The organism is Pseudomonas sp. KK18 (genome assembly GCF_037094675.1).
In the GTDB taxonomy this organism is placed as follows: domain Bacteria; phylum Pseudomonadota; class Gammaproteobacteria; order Pseudomonadales; family Pseudomonadaceae; genus Aquipseudomonas.
Map to the genome: position 1 here is coordinate 785,267 of NZ_CP146605.1, position 17,214 is coordinate 802,480.

At 62.1% G+C, this 17,214-nt stretch carries 17 protein-coding genes; 7 read left to right on the forward strand and 10 right to left on the reverse strand.

What is annotated here, in order from left to right; translation table 11 throughout:
- Positions 1-108 precede the first annotated feature (108 nt).
- Both V6607_RS03425 and V6607_RS03430 read left to right on the forward strand, forming a co-directional pair.
- Positions 109-300 carry a Flp family type IVb pilin gene (locus V6607_RS03425; RefSeq protein WP_102605224.1) on the forward strand — a complete coding sequence of 64 codons (192 nt, stop codon included), beginning with the start codon at positions 109-111 and terminating at the stop codon, positions 298-300.
- 66 nt (positions 301-366) lie between these two features.
- A complete protein-coding gene (locus V6607_RS03430; RefSeq protein ID WP_102605225.1) occupies positions 367-774 on the forward strand; it encodes a response regulator in 408 nt (135 codons plus the stop codon).
- A 115-nt stretch (positions 775-889) separates the two neighbouring features.
- Here the strand turns inward: V6607_RS03430 and V6607_RS03435 are convergent, their stop codons facing one another.
- The 4 genes from V6607_RS03435 to V6607_RS03450 form a co-directional block, all read right to left on the reverse strand.
- Positions 890-2,575: a POTRA domain-containing protein gene (locus V6607_RS03435; RefSeq protein ID WP_102605226.1), complete on the reverse strand. Its 1,686-nt coding sequence runs from the start codon at positions 2,573-2,575 to the stop codon at positions 890-892.
- A gap of 175 nt (positions 2,576-2,750) precedes the next feature.
- Complete coding sequence (locus tag V6607_RS03440) at positions 2,751-4,499, reverse strand: collagen-like triple helix repeat-containing protein (RefSeq protein ID WP_256662388.1); 1,749 nt, start codon at positions 4,497-4,499, stop codon at positions 2,751-2,753.
- Between the two features lie 292 nt (positions 4,500-4,791).
- On the reverse strand, positions 4,792-5,640 hold the full coding sequence (locus V6607_RS03445; RefSeq protein ID WP_134325672.1) for a MaoC/PaaZ C-terminal domain-containing protein: 849 nt from the start codon (positions 5,638-5,640) through the stop codon (positions 4,792-4,794).
- 2 nt (positions 5,641-5,642) lie between these two features.
- On the reverse strand, positions 5,643-6,995 hold the full coding sequence (locus V6607_RS03450; protein ID WP_134325673.1) for a 3-oxoacyl-ACP reductase: 1,353 nt from the start codon (positions 6,993-6,995) through the stop codon (positions 5,643-5,645).
- 114 nt (positions 6,996-7,109) lie between these two features.
- Here V6607_RS03450 and V6607_RS03455 point away from each other — a divergent pair, with 114 nt between their 5' ends.
- Together V6607_RS03455 and V6607_RS03460 are read left to right on the forward strand one after the other, a co-directional pair.
- On the forward strand, positions 7,110-8,387 hold the full coding sequence (locus V6607_RS03455) for an acetyl-CoA C-acetyltransferase (RefSeq protein ID WP_134325674.1): 1,278 nt from the start codon (positions 7,110-7,112) through the stop codon (positions 8,385-8,387).
- 151 nt (positions 8,388-8,538) lie between these two features.
- Positions 8,539-9,438, forward strand: a complete 900-nt coding sequence (locus V6607_RS03460) for a PA4780 family RIO1-like protein kinase (protein ID WP_008438985.1) — start codon at positions 8,539-8,541, stop codon at positions 9,436-9,438.
- A 145-nt stretch (positions 9,439-9,583) separates the two neighbouring features.
- Here the strand turns inward: V6607_RS03460 and cueR are convergent, their stop codons facing one another.
- From cueR to V6607_RS03475, 3 genes are all read right to left on the reverse strand, one after another.
- Positions 9,584-9,985, reverse strand: a complete 402-nt coding sequence (cueR, locus tag V6607_RS03465; protein WP_008430758.1) for a Cu(I)-responsive transcriptional regulator — start codon at positions 9,983-9,985, stop codon at positions 9,584-9,586.
- The gene (locus V6607_RS03470; RefSeq protein WP_102368020.1) at positions 9,982-12,183 is read right to left on the reverse strand and encodes a heavy metal translocating P-type ATPase; all 2,202 of its coding nucleotides are present in this window, start codon (positions 12,181-12,183) and stop codon (positions 9,982-9,984) included. Before V6607_RS03470 ends, cueR begins: the two co-directional genes overlap by 4 nt.
- Positions 12,184-12,366: 183 nt before the next feature.
- The gene (locus V6607_RS03475; protein ID WP_087693477.1) at positions 12,367-12,747 is read right to left on the reverse strand and encodes a hypothetical protein; all 381 of its coding nucleotides are present in this window, start codon (positions 12,745-12,747) and stop codon (positions 12,367-12,369) included.
- A gap of 147 nt (positions 12,748-12,894) precedes the next feature.
- Here V6607_RS03475 and V6607_RS03480 point away from each other — a divergent pair, with 147 nt between their 5' ends.
- Positions 12,895-13,095, forward strand: coding sequence for a cation transporter (locus V6607_RS03480; RefSeq protein WP_003211150.1), 201 nt, complete (start codon positions 12,895-12,897; stop codon positions 13,093-13,095).
- A gap of 87 nt (positions 13,096-13,182) precedes the next feature.
- On the forward strand, positions 13,183-14,376 hold the full coding sequence (locus V6607_RS03485) for a multidrug effflux MFS transporter (protein ID WP_003211152.1): 1,194 nt from the start codon (positions 13,183-13,185) through the stop codon (positions 14,374-14,376).
- Between the two features lie 6 nt (positions 14,377-14,382).
- Here V6607_RS03485 and V6607_RS03490 read toward each other — a convergent pair whose 3' ends face one another.
- The 3 genes from V6607_RS03490 to V6607_RS03500 all read right to left on the reverse strand — a co-directional run bounded on the left by V6607_RS03490 (position 14,383) and on the right by V6607_RS03500 (position 16,043).
- Positions 14,383-14,562: a hypothetical protein gene (locus tag V6607_RS03490; RefSeq protein ID WP_003211153.1), complete on the reverse strand. Its 180-nt coding sequence runs from the start codon at positions 14,560-14,562 to the stop codon at positions 14,383-14,385.
- A gap of 145 nt (positions 14,563-14,707) precedes the next feature.
- Positions 14,708-15,721: a zinc-binding alcohol dehydrogenase family protein gene (locus tag V6607_RS03495; protein WP_003211156.1), complete on the reverse strand. Its 1,014-nt coding sequence runs from the start codon at positions 15,719-15,721 to the stop codon at positions 14,708-14,710.
- A 28-nt stretch (positions 15,722-15,749) separates the two neighbouring features.
- On the reverse strand, positions 15,750-16,043 hold the full coding sequence (locus V6607_RS03500; RefSeq protein WP_003211158.1) for a putative quinol monooxygenase: 294 nt from the start codon (positions 16,041-16,043) through the stop codon (positions 15,750-15,752).
- A 117-nt stretch (positions 16,044-16,160) separates the two neighbouring features.
- Here V6607_RS03500 and V6607_RS03505 point away from each other — a divergent pair, with 117 nt between their 5' ends.
- Complete coding sequence (locus V6607_RS03505; protein ID WP_087693475.1) at positions 16,161-17,090, forward strand: LysR family transcriptional regulator; 930 nt, start codon at positions 16,161-16,163, stop codon at positions 17,088-17,090.
- Positions 17,091-17,214 lie beyond the last annotated feature (124 nt).

Consider the following 17,214-nt stretch of genomic DNA (forward strand, 5'->3'; position numbering starts at 1 on the left):
TTCTTACAGTTGTTGGTCTGGGGTTTGTTGACAATGCTCTAGTGGCACACCGAAATCATTTTTGTGATGCCGCGATACCAGCGCCGTGGGCGCAAAGGAGAAGTCATTATGTTCCTTGATCTTATTCGCATGGGTTTCATCAAAGTCCAGATTTTTTTCTATTCCAAAGAGGGCGCATCGGGTATCGAGTACGCACTGGTTGCGGCGATGGTTGCCGTGGCGCTGGCTGCCTTTATTACACCCATCAAGACGGCGGTAACCAACGTATTTACTTCGATACAAGGCGCCATTCATACCTGACCCAGGTACTCGCGCAAACACGTGCAGGTTCCGCTGAATGATCTATTGCGTATCAGGCATTTCCACATGAACTCCTCTTCGCCTCCCCGGCAACAAATCCTTTTGGTGGATGACGAAGAGGACGCCCTTATTGAACTGGCCGAGTCGCTGGAGAATGAAGGCTTTGTCTGTTTTACCGCGACCTCGGTCACCTTTGCCTTGCAGGAGCTGACCCTGCACCCCGATATCGCACTGGTGATTACCGACCTGCGCATGCCCGAGGAAAGTGGTATTTCCTTGATCAAGCGTCTGCGCGAACACACCGCTCGCCAGCACTTGCCGGTGATCGTCATGTCCGGCCACGCCGAGATGGATGATGTCAGTGACATGCTGCGTCTGCAGGTGCTGGACCTGTTCCGCAAGCCGATCTACCTGGTGCGCTTGATCGATACCCTCAACAACCTCTTCCCCATCCCCAAGATCAGATTGATGTAGGAGTGAGCTTGTGTGGGAGCGGGCTTGCTCGCGAAAAACGTCAACGATAACGCGGGCAGTCTGGTTCCCCGCGTTGGCTGGACGTTCTTCGCGAGCAAGCTCGCTCCCACAGGGTTCAGAGTTGGTAGCTGAAACTCAGCGTATACCGTGGCCGCCGATTGAAGCTGTCGAGGGCGATATCCGACATTGGCTTGGCCGCTTCCAGCGCGATGTTGTAGTACTTGTTATCCCCGAAGCGCAGGCCCACCGCTGCCGATGACATGTTGTTGCCCTTGGCCGGCAGTTCGTTGAACCAGGTCTTGGCCTTGTCGAGCACCACGTACGGCTGCAGGATTTTTACCCATTCACCGCTGCGGTTGAAGCTGTAGTTGACCTCATACGCCACGCCCCAGCCCTTGTCGCCCGAGCCCTGGTCATCCGGGTAGCCACGCCCGAAATTCTGCCCGCCGAACGTCGCGCGTTCGCTGTCGGGCAGGGTGTCGTTGCTCCAGTAGAAGGCACCCGATGCCACGCCTTGCCAGTTGTCGAAGAACTTGTCGCTCTGTACGCCCGAGACGCGCAGGCGGAAGAAGTCGATGTCGGGTTTTATACCCTCGAAGTCACTCCGGGTGCTGGCGCCCAGGCCGTCGATGCCCTGGTACAGGCCGGCGCTGAGAATGCGCAGTTGGCGCGTGTCGGATTTGCGCCAGTCACCTTCGAACGCCAGGGCGCGCAGGTTGGTTTCCAGGTCGAAACGTTGCGGGAAACCCACCAGTTGATAACGGGTGGTCTGGTCCACGGCATAGAGTCGCGTGCCCAGGGTCAATGACTCGGTAGGGGAGGCAATCAGCGGATGGCTGAGGCCGACGGAGTAGCGGTCAACCTCCTGGTGTGGCTTGAGTTCAAAACCGCCGTCCAGCTGCACGTTGCTGCGCGGGTCGGCGCGGTAGCGCTCGGCGTTGACCACCAGTTGAGTGCCCTCGGCATTCACGAACTGGCTGTAGCCCAGGCGGTAGTAGTGCTCCTTGTCCTCGCCGGGCGGGAACAGGCCGCTGACGCTCAGTTGTTCGCCCATGGATGTCTGGGAATTGCTGGTGCCGGTGATCAGGGCTTGCAGGCCGCCACGGCTGTCGTCCGTCATGCTCATGCTGCTGGTGAAGGGTTTGCGCGAGGCCTGGATCTGCATGCGCGTGCCGCCATCGGTGGTGCCCGGCGGCGGTACTTGCGCCTGCAGCGTTACACCTGGAATGCGGCCCATCAAGGTGGTGTAGCGTTCGAAGGTCTTGCGGGTCAGCGGGCGCTCGGCCAGCAGCTTGGCCGCCAGTTTGTCGACGTAGGCCGAGACCGAGCCAATGTCGCCCTGCACGTTGTAATCCTTGATGTAGCCCTCCACCAGCACCACGCGCACCAGGCCGTTTTCGAAGCGCTGGTCGGGCAGGTACGCGTAGGACAACAGATAGCCGTCCTGCTGGTAGCGGCGGGTGATGCCGCGGGTGGCTTCGATCAGTTGTGCCAGGTTGGTTTCATGGCCAATCAGCGGTTCGAAAACCTTGGCCACATCCTGGAGCGGGTAGATCGCCCCACCGTCGATTTGCAGCTTGCGGATGGTCACTTTGGTGTCCATCAACAATGGCTGGCCCTGTGTTGCCGCCGGCTCGGGCAGTTGTGTCTGTGGGGTGACCGGGCGATAGGCATCGGCGGGGAGGTTGGGTACCGGCAGGTTGCGAATGGTGTCGTTGCTGTTGAGGTAGCTGGGCAGGGTCTCGGCATGGACGCTGGCAGCAATGAGGGTGAGCAGAAACAAAGGCGTCAAGGCGCGCATAGGACACTCCATGGTCAAAACTGCTGCAGCGTTTTCGCTAGGCCCGCCGGGTTCTGGGACACGGTTCGCAAAGCCATTCATTGGCCAATAAAAAAGACGAGAGACTCGTTGGAATCTCTCGTCTCAACCAAGCGTAGGCGCTGTAGGGGAGGCCGTCTAATGGCCAGGTGCAATTCTATTTTTTGCCGGTCAGCCCACCGAGCAGACCTCCCAGGCCGCCGCCTGTGTTTGCATTTGCATTGGCAGTGCCCGTAGCGGTGGCACCGGCACCCACGTTCAAGCCACCGAGCAGACCGCCACCGTTACTGCTGGTGCCGCCGGTTACCAGGCCACCCACCGAGCCGACGGTATTGCCGACGGCATTCAGGGTACCGCCCACAGCGTTAGTCACCGGATTGGCATTCGCCGCCGTCAGGTTGGTGCCCAGGCTGCTGACTGCGCCGCCGACCTGGGTAACCAGACCATTCACCGGTGCGCCGATCCCGGTGCTGGTGCCGATGTTTTGCGTCAGGTTGGCAACACCCGAGGTCACTGGGTTGAGTGCGGTGCCGACATTGGTCGCCAGGCCTGCAACAGGAGCCGTGGCTGCAGTGTTGGCCACGCCATTGCCACCGATCAGGGTGCCGAGCGACGCGACGGTGTTACCCACTTGGCCACCGGTTACACCGGCTGCACTGACAGTGCCGTTGGTGTTGCCGGCATTCAGGCCGTTGCCGACGTTGGCGACAAGACCGCCGACGAGTTCAGGCAGGCCCGATTGAGGGGTCGTGGTGGCCGGGTTGACGTAACCGCTCGACTTATCAAGGGTGGTGCCAACACCCGTCAACACGCCACCGACGAGTGTCCCGACAGGGTTGCCTGCGCCGCCGGCGCTGGCCACCTGGCCGCCAAGGCCGGTGACAGTGGAGCCGACTTTATCCAGTACGCCGCCGACCGGGTTGCCCAGGCCTGTTTTATTGCCCAGGTTGCCGGTGGTGTTTTCCACCAGGGAGACCACCGGTACCAATACGCTTTTACCCACCGTATTGGTCACGCTGCCCAATGGCCCGGTGGTGCTGGCAGTGCTCAAGGTATCGCCGAGCATGGTGACGGCCTGGCCGACCTGATCAACCACGCCACCTGCCGCACCGCCCACGCCACCGGTCAAGCCGCCGACGACGGGAATGCCGCCGAGGGTGGTGCCCAGGGATTTGCCGGTGTTGGAAACGCCGGTGCCCAGGTCGGCAACGCCATCGGCCACACCGGCAACGGTTGTGCCCACGGAGTTGCTATTGGTACCCAGCGTGCCCAGGCCGTTGCTCAAGCCGCCGCCGATACTGTTGACGGCGGTGCCTGTCGCGGTGACCAGCCCGCCGGCAGTGGTGCCGACAATGGGAACCGTGGTCAGGGTCGTGCCCAGGTTACCTACCGTGGTGCCGACATTACCGACGACACCGCCCACAGCGCCTACTACCTGGCCGGTGACCAGGGGAGTGGTCGAGCCGGTGCCGCCGCCAGTACCACCGCCAGTGCCGCCACCGGTACCTCCACCAGTGCCGCCGCCGGTGCCACCACCGGTACCGCCGCCGGTACCTCCACCAGTACCTCCACCAGTGCCTCCGCCGGTGCCTCCGCCGGTGCCTCCGCCGGTGCCTCCGCCGGTGCCTCCGCCGGTGCCTCCACCAGTGCCACCACCGGTACCTCCACCAGTGCCGCCGCCGGTGCCACCACCGGTACCTCCATCAGTGCCGCCGCCAGTGCCACCACCGGTACCGCCGCCGGTGCCTCCACCTGTTCCACCGCCAGTACCGCCGCCAGCATCCGGAGAGGAGGCTGCGACGCTACTGTGATGACCACCACCACCGCTGCTGCAGCCTCCGAGGCTTACTGCCAGAATCAGGGCCAGCGCGGTACTTGCTTTCCACAACACGACTTGAGTTTTCATGATTGAGTTCCTTGCACCTGGTACAGCCTTTGTTGTTTTCGAAGTTCGCTGTTTCTAGGGACAGCGATACATTCGTCCGTTATGGCTATAACAGTCCCGGGTGCGCGCTCTCGCAACGCTCAACTTGGTATTAACGATTTATATACACGAAGAGTTAGTTTGCTTAACGACTAATACCAAGGGTGTAGAAGGCAGCGGTGTTTAAGTTGTAAGTTTATTAAAATCAATGAGTTGATAAGAGTAGCGAGCTATCGATAGCTCGCTATAACTTAAGATGTATATATACAATTTATCAGGCGATGGGCCGCCAGCGGCCGACCATGTGTTCAATGTCCCCGGCGCCTTTAAGTTGCAGCTCACCGCTGGAGCCGGGGGCGCTCGTGAACAACGTTACCTCACTGGGCAAGCGCACCGGCTTTTTAAACTCGACATCTATCTCGAGATTGGCGGCTGGCAAATGCTCACTCAGTGCCGCCAGTGTGCGGGCCTTGTTCCACAGCCCATGGGCGATGGCCTGGGGAAAGCCGAATAACCTGGCAGTGAGGGCGCTCAAGTGAATCGGGTTGTAGTCGCCGGACACCCGGGCGTAGCGGCGGCCAACATCGGCGGGGGCTTTCCAGCGGGTCAGTTCGGCGACAGCAGCAGGGGGTTGCAGCGGGTTGTCCGTTGCTTCGCCATCGAGTTTCACACCGCGACAGAGCATCCGGCTTTGCGCTTCCCACAGTAGCCCCAGTGAATCTTCGACTGTGGTCACAATATCGAATGTCGCGCCCTTGGCATGGGGCTGCAAATTCTGCGCGTAAACGCCGACCGTCAAGTCACTCACACCGCCCAACGGGCGCAGGATGCGGATCCGGTTGCTCAGGTGGATCAATCCCAGCAGCGGGAAAGGAAACGCCTTGTCGGTGAGCAATTGCATCTGCAGGCCGAATGCCAGGATATGCGGATAGGTGGCCGGCAAGACCGGGCTGTCGGCAAACCCGCAGACCTTGCGATAGGCCGCGACTTCCCTGGGGTTCACACTGACCCGGCAGCGCAACCCTTGCTCGGGCAGCGTGGTGCCGGTGATCTTGCGCTTGAGTGCCGCGCGCCAATACAGCGGTGGCAGGAACGGGGTGCTGCCTAATGTGTGCCACTCCATGCTTACGCTCCCAATAGACTTTGCCCACACACCCGCAACGCTTGCCCGCTGACCGCGCCCGAGCCCGGCTGGCCGAGCCAGGCCACCGCCTCGGCGACGTCCTGGGGCAAGCCGCCCTGGCCCAGGGAGCTCATACGGCGCCCGGCCTCACGCAGGGCGAAGGGAATGTGTGCGGTCATCTGGGTTTCGATAAAACCGGGGGCCACGGCATTGATGCTGATCCCGCGCTCACCGAGCAACGGCGCCCAGGCCTGGGCCAGGCCAATCAGCCCGGCCTTGCTCGCGGCGTAGTTGGTTTGCCCGCGGTTGCCGGCGATGCCGCTGATGGATGCCAGCAGCACCACGCGACCGTTGTCGTGCAGGGTGCCGCTGTCCAGCAGCGCCTTGGTCAGCACTTGCGGCGCGTTGAGATTGACTGCCAAGACTGCGTCCCAATATTCCGGCGTCATGTTGGCCAGGGTTTTATCGCGGGTGATGCCGGCGTTGTGCACCACGATGTCGATGCCGTCCGGCAGGTGTTCGATCAGTTGGGTGGCGGCGTCTTCGGCGCAGATATCCAGGGCGATGCTGCGGGCGCCCAGGCGCGCGGCCAGGGCATCGAGGTCGGCCTTGGCTGGTGGCACGTCCAGCAGGATCACCTCGGCACCGTCGCGGGCCAGGGTTTCGGCGATCGAGGCACCGATGCCGCGGGCGGCGCCGGTCACCAGGGCCTTGTGCCCGGCGAGCGGGCGCGTCCAGTCCGCGACCTGGGTCGCGCAAGGGTTCAAGCGAATGACCTGGCCGGAGATATAGGCACTTTTCGGCGAGAGGAAGAACCGCAACGCACCCTCCAATTGATCCTCGGCCCCGTCGCCCACGTACAGCAATTGCAGGACGCCGCCGCTGCGCAGCTCTTTGGCCAGCGACCGGCTGAAGCCTTCAAGGGCCCGTTGGGCACTGGCGGCAAACGGGTCGCCGAGGCTTTCCGGGGCACGGCCAAGGATCACCAGGTGCGCGCTGTGGTCGAGGTTCTTCATCAACGGCTGAAAGAATTCCCGCAACTGCTTGAGTTGATCGGTGTGCTGCAACTCGCTGGCGTCAAATACCACGGCCTTGAGCTTGGGCCCGTGGCCGGGAATCCAGGTGGTTGCCGTCGACGGTTCGGTGCCGTAGCTATAGATAGCGTCGGTCAGCTTGTTGGCGAATGGCAGGATTTTTGTTGCCAGCGGGCCGCCGCCGATCAGCAGCGCACCCTCCACCGGGCGCAGGCGTCCGGCCTGCCAGCGTTCCAGGCGTACCGGTGACGGCAGGCCAATGGCGGCGACCAGGCGATGGCCGAGGCTGGAGTTGGCGAAGTCGATATAACGGTCAGACATGGAACGCTCTCCGAGTGCTGGGGTTCAAACGGTGGACCATCAATAGGTGAAAGTCGTTCGATTGAGCCTAGGCTAGGCTCAGAGATTCACCCCATAACCTCAAGGGAGCTTTCCATGACTCAATTGCGCCGTGTAGCGATCATTGGCGGTAACCGCATCCCCTTCGCCCGCTCCAACGGCCCTTACGCCACGGCGAGCAACCAGGCGATGTTGACCGCCGCCCTCGAAGGCCTGATCGAACGCTACAACCTGCACGGCCTGCGTATTGGCGAGGTGGCCGCCGGGGCGGTGCTCAAGCATTCCCGCGACTTCAACCTGACCCGCGAGTGCGTGCTGGGCTCGCGCCTGTCGCCGCAAACCCCGGCCTACGATATTCAGCAGGCCTGTGGCACGGGGCTGGAAGCCGCGTTGCTGGTGGCGAACAAGATTGCGCTGGGGCAGATCGAAAGCGGGATTGCCGGCGGCGTCGACACCACGTCCGACGCGCCTATCGGGGTGAATGAGGGCCTGCGCAAAATCCTGCTGCAAGCCAATCGCAGCAAATCCATGGCGGATAAACTTAAAGTCTTGTTACAACTTCGTCCCCATCACCTCAAGCCGGAGCTGCCGCGCAACGGCGAACCGCGCACCGGGTTGTCCATGGGCCAGCATTGCGAGTTGATGGCGCAGACCTGGCAGATCCCCCGCGCCGAGCAGGATCAACTGGCATTGGAAAGCCACCTGAAAATGGCCGCGTCCTACGCCGAAGGCTGGCAAAACGATTTGCTCACGCCCTTTCTTGGCCTGACCCGCGACAACAACCTGCGCCCCGACCTGACCCTGGAAAAACTCGCCAGCCTCAAGCCCGCCTTCGAGCGCAGTGAAAAGGGCACCCTCACCGCCGGTAACTCGACGCCGCTGACCGATGGCGCCTCGTTGGTGCTGCTGGGCAGTGAAGCCTGGGCCAAGGAGCGCGGCTTGCCGATTCTCGCCTACCTGCGCGATGGCGAAGCGGCGGCGGTGGATTTCGTCAACGGCGCCGAAGGCCTGCTGATGGCGCCGGTGTACGCCGTGCCGCGCCTGCTGGCGAGGAATGGCCTGACCCTGCAGGACTTCGATTACTACGAGATTCACGAAGCCTTTGCTGCCCAAGTGTTGTGCACGCTGAAAGCCTGGGAAGATCCGGAATACTGCAAGACCCGCCTGGGGCTGGATGCACCGCTGGGCTCTATCGACCGCAGCCGCTTGAACGTCAAGGGCAGCTCATTGGCCGCCGGCCATCCGTTTGCTGCCACGGGCGGGCGTATCGTCGCCAACCTGGCCAAGCTGCTGGACGCAGCCGGCAAGGGCCGGGGCCTGATCTCGATCTGCGCCGCCGGGGGCCAGGGCGTCACCGCGATTATTGAGCGCTGATCTCGGCTATGATCGGGCCGCCGGTCAATTTGGCATATTGGATGCATTCTTAAGCGGTCAAAGGTCGGTACCCTCTCCCCGCGGCGAGAGGATTGCCGTATAACGAGTGCCATACGCGTGTTTGGTAATAAAGGACCCACAATAAAAGCTGATGAAGACTCCTAAACGCATTGAACCCCTGATCGAGGACGGTCTGGTCGACGAGGTGCTGCGCCCACTCATGAGTGGTAAAGAAGCAGCTGTTTACGTGGTGCGCTGCGGCAACGAGTTACGTTGCGCCAAGGTCTACAAGGAGGCGAATAAACGAAGTTTTCGTCAGGCGTCCGAATACCAGGAAGGCCGCAAGGTCCGCAACAGCCGTCAGGCCCGGGCCATGGCCAAGGGCTCCAAGTTCGGCAAGAAAGAAACCGAAGACGCCTGGCAGAACGCTGAGGTAGCGGCGCTGTTTCGCCTGGCCGGTGCGGGTGTTCGCGTGCCCAAGCCGTACGACTTCCTCGAAGGCGTGCTGCTGATGGAGCTGGTGGCCGATGAATACGGCGACGCGGCGCCACGTTTGAACGACGTGACGCTGGAGCCGGACCAGGCCCGCGAATACCACGCCTTCCTGATTACCCAGATCGTGCTGATGTTGTGTACCGGCCTGGTGCACGGTGACCTTTCCGAGTTCAACGTGCTGCTGACGCCGACGGGCCCGGTGATCATCGACCTGCCTCAGGCGGTGGATGCAGCGGGCAACAACCACGCGTTCAGCATGCTGGAACGGGATGTGGGCAACATGGCTTCCTACTTCGGGCGCTTTGCCCCGGAATTGAAGAAGACCAAGTACGCCAAGGAGATGTGGGCGCTGTATGAAGCCGGCACGCTGCACCCGGCCAGTGTGTTGACCGGCGAGTTCGACGAACCGGAAGAGCTGGCTGACGTGGGCGGTGTTATCCGCGAGATCGAAGCGGCGCGGCTCGATGAAGAGCGTCGCCAGGCGATTCGCGCGGCAGACGATGCGCCACCGAGCAAGGCGTCGGAAGAGCCGCCACCGCCGCCCTGGATGCAGTGATCCAACGGCGAATGGATATCCAAATGTGGGAGCGGGCTTGCTCGCGAAAGCGCTGGTTCAGTCAACTGATGTATTGACTGACACTCCGCATTCGCGAGCAAGCCCGCTCCCACATTAGGTTCCGTGCATGCCTGGTTAAACTTGCTCAGGTGCAACAACTGCCCGACGCCAACTCCTTGAGAATCGGGCAATCCGGCCGATGATCGCCCTGGCAGTGTTCCACCAGGTCCTGCAACGTGTCGCGCAACTGCCCCAACTCGAGGATCTTCTGGTTCAGCTCATCGATATGCTGGCGGGCCAGCGCCTTGACGTCGGCACTCGCGCGTCCCCGGTCCTGCCACAGCGTCAGCAACTTGCCGACCTCTTCCAGGGAAAACCCCAGGTCCCGCGAGCGCTTGATAAACGCCAGGGTGTGCAAGTCATCGGCGCCATAAATGCGGTAGCCGCTGTCGGTGCGATGGGCGGCTTTCAACAAGCCGATGGACTCGTAGTAACGAATCATCTTCGCGCTCAGGCCGCTTTGGCGTGCTGCTTGGCCGATGTTCATGGACGCTCGTCCTCCAGGTCCTTGGGTTTCCAGGTTTTCAACAGCAGTGCGTTGCTTACCACGCTGACACTGGACAGGGCCATGGCCGCGCCAGCCATCACCGGGTTGAGCAGGCCGAACGCGGCCAGCGGAATGCCGATCAAGTTATACACAAAGGCCCAGAACAGATTCTGTCGAATTTTCGCATAGGTCTTGCGGCTTATTTCCAGGGCTGCCGGCACCAGCCGTGGATCGCCGCGCATCAGGGTAATACCTGCCGCGTGCATCGCCACGTCGGTACCGCCGCCCATGGCGATGCCGATGTCGGCCGCGGCCAGGGCCGGTGCGTCGTTGATGCCGTCGCCGACCATTGCCACCACGCCGGTCTTTTTCAGCTCGGCGACGGTAGCCGCCTTGTCCGCAGGCAACACCTCGGCGTGCACGTCATCGATGCCCAGGGCTTCGGCGACCACGCGGGCGCTGCCACGGTTATCGCCGGTCAGCAGGTGGCTGCTGATATGCCGAGCCTTGAGTGCCTGTATCGCCTGCAGGGCGCCCGGTTTAAGCGTGTCACCGAAGGCAAACAAACCCAGCACGCGGGGCTGCGGGCCTTGCTCGATCAGCCAGGACAAGGTGCGGCCTTCGGCCTCCCACGCACTGGCCGAGTCGGCGAGATCACCGGTGCTCAAGCCGGTTTCTTCCAGCAGGCGACGGTTGCCCAGCGCCAGTTGCCGGCCATCTAGGGTGCCTGCAATGCCACGCCCGGTAAGGGACTGGCTGGCGCTGACATCCGCGACGTTCAAACCTTGTTCGGCACAGGCATCCAGCACCGCCTTGGCCAATGGGTGTTCACTGCCGCGCTGCAGCGCGCCGGCCTGTTGCAGCAGCGCCCCTTGATTGCCGTCAATGGCGGCCAGGTGCGCAATTTTTGGTGCGCCGGAGGTCAGGGTGCCGGTCTTGTCGAACACCACGGCGCTGACTTCATGGGCGCGCTCCAGGGCTTCGGCGTCCTTGATCAGGATGCCGTGGCGGGCGGCAACGCCGGTACCGGCCATGATGGCGGTAGGTGTGGCCAGGCCAAGGGCGCAAGGGCAGGCGATCACCAATACGGTCACCGCATTGATCAGCGCGACCTCCAGCGGTGCGCCATACAGCCACCAGCCGACCAGCGTGGCCAAGGCCAGCACCAGCACCACCGGCACGAACACCTGGCTGACTTTATCCACCAGTTTCTGGATCGGTGCCTTGGCGGCCTGGGCGTCCTCCACCAGGCGGATGATCCGCGCCAGCACGCTTTCCGCGCCGAGGGCCAGGGTACGCACCAGCAGCCGGCCTTCGCCATTGATGGCGCCGCCGGTGACTGCGTCGCCAGGCTGCTTCGGCACCGGCAGGCTTTCACCGCTGATCAAGGCTTCGTCGGCGTGGCTTTGGCCTTCGACCACTTCGCCGTCCACCGGGAAGCGTTCGCCGGGTTTGACCAGCACCAGGTCATTCAGCTTGAGGGCGGTGATGGCGACGTCCTGCTCGCGGCCGTCGATCACCTGAATCGCCCGTTCCGGACGCAAGGCTTCCAGAGCGCGGATGGCACTGGCGGTCTGGCGCTTGGCGCGGCTTTCCAAATATTTGCCCAGCAGCACCAGGGCGATCACCACCGCCGAGGCTTCGAAATACAGGTGGGGCATTGTGCCGGCGGACGCCGTGAGCCATTCATAGATACTCAGGCCGTAACCGGCGCTGGTGCCGATGGCGACCAGCAGGTCCATATTGCCCGCTCCGGCGCGCACGGCTTTCCAGGCCGCGATATAGAAGCGCGCACCGAAGATGAATTGCACCGGGGTGGCCAGGGCAAATTGCACCCAGGCCGGGAGCATCCAGTGCAGCCCGAACGGTTGCACCAGCATCGGTAGCACCAACGGCGCGGCGAGCAGGATTGCCAGCAGCAGCGACCAGCGTTCATGGCTCAGGCGTTGTTCCTGGCTGGCCTGGGTGGCGGTTTCGCTTTGGGGCAGGGTGGCGGTGTAGCCGGCCTTGTCGACGGCGGCGATCAGGACGCCGGGGTCCATCTGGCCGAGCACTTCAATGTGGGCGCGTTCGTTGGCCAGGTTGACGCTGACACTTTGCACCCCGGGCACTTTGCCCAGTGCCCGTTCAACCCGCCCGGCGCAGCTGGCGCAGGTCATGCCGCTGATCGGCAGGTCGAAGGTGGTGGATCCGTTCATGGGCAGTACTCCAGGAGAGATTGCCCCTAGGATCAACCTTGACCTGTGGGGAAGGTCAAGGCGCTTTTTACTGTAGGAGCGAGCTTGCTCGCGAAAAGCTTGAGGGCGCCGCGTTTATCCAGGATGAACGCGTCATCGTTAACGTTTTTCGCGAGCAAGCTCGCTCCTACAGGTTTTCGGGGCTTAGTATTCCAGTGCGGCCGGCTTCAGGTACATGCCGTCCGGCCCTTGCGCGATACGCAACTTGCGCACGTCACCCGCCTTCAACGTAATGTTTTGCGCCGGTGGCGCGAGCATGCCCGGCAAGCAACCCTGGGATTGCCCCGGCAACAACTTCAGGCGCAACGACACATTCCCGGCCGGCAAGTTGAAGGAGGTGGCCTGTTCCTGGAACAGCCGCCCGGCCAACTGGTCCTGGATGTACAAGCCAATCTCGCAGTTGGTCGGCACTTCCAGGCGCTCCCGGGAAATGATCAGCACCGCATAATCTTCATCTGCGCTGGCCGGTGGCACAGCAGCAAAAAAGCCCATCAGGCTGACAAGGCCAAAAAATGACCAGCGCATGGCGAATTCTCCGAGGTTCACATCGTGGATAAGTGCAGCTTGGCCGAGGGCGCGAATGAATGCCAGCCCGGCCGATGTTTTCAGAACTTGACCTTGCCATCATGGCAAGGTCAACACTGCGGGCAACCTCATTAAAGGAGTCATGTCATGCAAGTATTCAGCGTTGAAGGAATGACCTGCGGCCACTGTGTCCGCTCGGTAACCCAGGCGGTGCAGGATAAGGACCCGGCGGCCAGCGTGCGCGTCGACCTCGCGACAAAGGAAGTCGGCGTGGAAAGCAGCCTGCTGTCGCCGGCAGAGGTGATCAACCTGATCAGTGAAGAAGGCTACAGCGCCAAGCTCGCCTGACTTTTTGAATAGTTAGCGAGCTAACTTAATGTTCAAGGCACCCGAGCCCGGCTAGACTGTTGGGCTGCCGACTCACCTGGGTGCCTGATGAACCTTCGTATAATCCTGATCTTGGGGGCCTTGAGCGCGTTCGCGCCGCTGGCCATCGACTTCTACCTGCCGGGGTTCCCGGCCATGGCCGTGGCATTCGGCACCGACGAAAAACATATTCAGCTGACCTTGGCCGTGTACTTCACGGGCCTGGCGATCGGCCAGTTGATCTATGGACCGCTGGCAGACCGTTTTGGCCGGCGCGGGCCGCTGCTCAGCGGCGTCACCCTGTTTACCCTGGCGTCCTTCGCCTGTGCGTACGCGCCGTCCCTGGAATGGCTGATCGGCGCGCGTTTCGTCCAGGCCCTGGGCGGCTGTGCGGGCATGGTGATCTCGCGGGCGGTGGTCAGCGATAAATGCGACGCGGTGGGCTCGGCCAAGGTGTTTTCCCAACTGATGCTGGTCACCGGGCTGGCGCCGATCCTCGCGCCGCTGGCGGGCGGGGTGATGGTTGGGGTGTGGGGCTGGCAGTCGATCTTCTTGGCGCTGACGGCGTTCAGTGTGATGGCGGCCATTGCGGTAGCAGTCGGGCTGCCGGAAAGCTTCCCGGCCCATCAACCGCGCCAGCCGCTGTCAGGCGCATTGCGCCAGTACGGCCGGTTGCTGTCGGACCGGGTGTACCTGGGCTATGCCTTGACCGGCGGCATCTCGATTGCCGGTATGTTTGCCTACATCGCGGGCTCGCCCTTCGTCTTTATCAAGCTCTATGGCGTGCCCGCCGAACACTATGGCTGGGTATTCGGCTCGAATGCCGCGGGCTTTATCCTGGTGGCACAGGTCAATGCGCGTTTGCTCGCGTCGCGTGGCCCGGCATTTTTGCTGTCGCGCACGGTGTGGGTTTACCTGGCGGCGGGTCTGTCGTTGCTGGCAATTACTGCGCTGCGTACGGACGCCTTGTGGCCACTGCTGGTACCGCTGTTTATCTGCATCGCCAGCCTGGGCTGCATTTTGCCCAATACCTCGGCCTGCGCCATGAGCGGGCAGGGCGCTCGGGCGGGCAGCGCGTCGGCGTTGCTCGGCTGCATTCAGTTTGGTGTGGCCGCAGGCGCAGCGTCGTTGGTCGGCGTGCTGCACGACGGCACGGCGATGCCGATGGCAATGGTCATCAGCTTGTGTGGCGTATTGGCCGTAACGTTCGCGATGCTGACCCGGCGCCTGCAGCGCCAACGGGCACTGCAAGCGGCGGACTGATCAGGATCAGCCAGCAGAACGCTGCTGGCTTTCGGGGAATCGGTGAGGCGCCTGGATACGGGTTTGCAGGGTGTCGGCAAACGCGCGGGCCTCGGCCTCACTGCGGAAGGTAAAGGCGTTCTGGTCGAGACGGACCTGCCATTTGTTGCCTTCGGATCTTGCTAGCGCTTTTATCAGGATCTTCATTGCTGACTTCCTCACGTAAATTGCGTGGCAAAGGCGGCCAATATAAACCCGAATACGCTCACAAATATGACAAGGATCAAGTCTCTGACTAGCGGTGTCGTCCATTACTCACATGAATAACAGACGACACTGACAGAACCTTTCGTTAGAACCCTTCCAGCACGATCTTGCCCTTGGCCTTGCCGCTTTCCAGCAGTTCGTGGGCGCGGCGCAGGTTAGCCGCGTTGATCACGCCAAAGTGCTCGCCCACGGTGGTTTTCAGAGTACCGGCGTCGATCAGTTCGGCGACGCGATTGAGCAGGTTGTGCTGCTCGATCATGTCGCTGGTCTCGAACATCGAACGGGTGTACATGAACTCCCAATGCAGCGACAGGCTCTTGCGCTTGAGCTTGCTTACGTCCAATGCCTTGGGATCGTCGATCAGCGCCAGTTTGCCCTGGGGAATCAGCGCTTCCACCAGTTGGTCCAGGTGCTGGTCGGTCTGGGTCAGGCTGGCGACGTAGTTCACCTGCGGATGGCCGGCGTTTTTCAGCTCTTCGCTCAACGGTTTGCTGTGGTCGATCACCAGGTCGGCGCCCAGGTCCTTGGCCCATGCCTGGGTTTCAGGACGGGAGGCGGTGCCGATGACTTTCAGGCCGGTGAGCTGTTTCGCCAGTTGGGTCAGGATCGATCCCACACCACCCGAAGCACCGACAATCAGCAGGCTCTGGCCTTCATCGGCCTTGCCTTCACGCACTTGCAGGCGTTCGAAGAGCAATTCCCAGGCGGTGATGGCGGTCAGCGGCAGTGCAGCAGCGTCGGCAAAACCCAGGGTTTTCGGCATATGGCCGACGATGCGCTCATCGACAGTGTGCAGTTCGCTGTTGCCGCCGGGGCGTACCAGGGAGCCGGCGTAGAACACCTTGTCGCCGACCTTGAACAGGCTGACTTCGCTGCCCACGGCCTTGACCACACCGGCCACGTCCCAGCCCAGCACTTTGGCCGCGCCGTTTTCCGGGGCGACGTTCTGGCGCACCTTGGTGTCCACCGGGTTCACCGAGATGGCTTTGACTTCCACCAGCAGGTCGCGGGGGCCGGCGACCGGTTCGGGCAGTTCGATGTCTTGCAGGGATTTTGGATCGTTGATCGGCAGTGCGGCGTAGTAGGCGATGGCTTTCATGATGGTTTCCAAAAAAGGGGGCGGTTGATCAGGCAATAAACTTCAGGCGCTTGAGTTCGAAATGCTCAAGCACGTCGGCAGCCTTGGTGCGGAAATTCTGGATATGCGCGCTCTGGTCGTGGTCGGCCAGCGCGGCGTCGTCACTCCAGCGTTCGAGCATGTAGAAGGTCTCGGGGTGTTGCAGGTCCTGGTGCAGGTCGTACTGCTGGCAGCCGGCTTCGATGCGGGTCGGTTCCAGCAGCTCGCGCAGCAGGGTTTCCAGGGTGGCCTGTTGGCCGGGTTTGGCGATCAGCGTGGCGATGACGTTAAAGGCAGCAGACATATTCGACTCCAGACACGTGATGAACGGGATGGACAGATGATTGGCTATTTCTCTGGAAGATAAAACCCGCTAAAAGAGCAGTCTCTTTCAATGCTTTTTTGATAATGGGCGGTCGGCGTGCTGCGTTTTGATGACTTGCAGTTGTTTGTGCGTGCGGCAGACCTGGGCAGCCTTTCGGCGGCAGCACGGGTGATGGACATGTCGGCGGCGGTGGCCAGCGCGGCGTTGAAGCGCATCGAGCAGCAGTTGGGCGCACGGTTGTTGGCGCGTTCCACCCGCAGCCTGCGCCTCACGGCCGAGGGCGAAGGCTTCCTGGAGTACGCCCGGGCCGCCTTGAGCAGCCTGGATGAAGGCCGGCGGTTGTTGGCCAGCGGCCAGGATCAGGTCAGCGGGGTGCTGCAACTCTCGGCGCCGTCGGACTTTGGCCGTAACCAGTTGTTGCCCTGGCTCGATGAGTTCCAGCGCGAATACCCCGACCTGAGCGTACGCCTGTTGTTGGGCGACCGGATTGCCGACCTGTTCCGCCAGCCGGTGGATATCGCCCTGCGCTACGGCGAACCCGAAGACTCCAGCCTGATCGCGTTGCCCATCGCCCCGGACAACTGCCGCGTGCTCTGCGCTGCTCCCAGCTATCTGGCGCGGCACGGCGAGCCGCGCCACCTGGAGCAACTGACCCAGCACAATTGCCTGCTGTACATGCTCGGCAGCCGGGTGCATGACCATTGGGGGTTTAACGATGGCAAGCGTGATGTCGGCCTGACGGTGACCGGCGACCGCTTCAGTGATGATGCCGATGTGGTGCGACGCTGGGCGGTGGCGGGGGTGGGTATCGCCTACAAGTCCTGGCTGGATGTCAGCTCGGATGTGCTGGCGGGGCGCCTGCGGCTGATCCTGCCGGAGCTGCGGGGCGAACGTACGCCGCTCAATCTGTTGTGTGCCCATCGCGCGCAACTGAGCAAGCCGATCAATCTTCTGCGGGAAATGCTCGTTGCCCGTTGTGCGACATTGACTGCGCAATTGCCGGAGCGATCAGCCTCTACACCATAACCCCGGGGATATCGGGAAATTTCCTTCATCTTCTGTCCTTGGTTGCGCTGTAAGACGGCACGGAACCCGGCGTTTTCACGCTTATACTTTTCCGCCAGACGCAGCAGACAAATGATTCAACAGG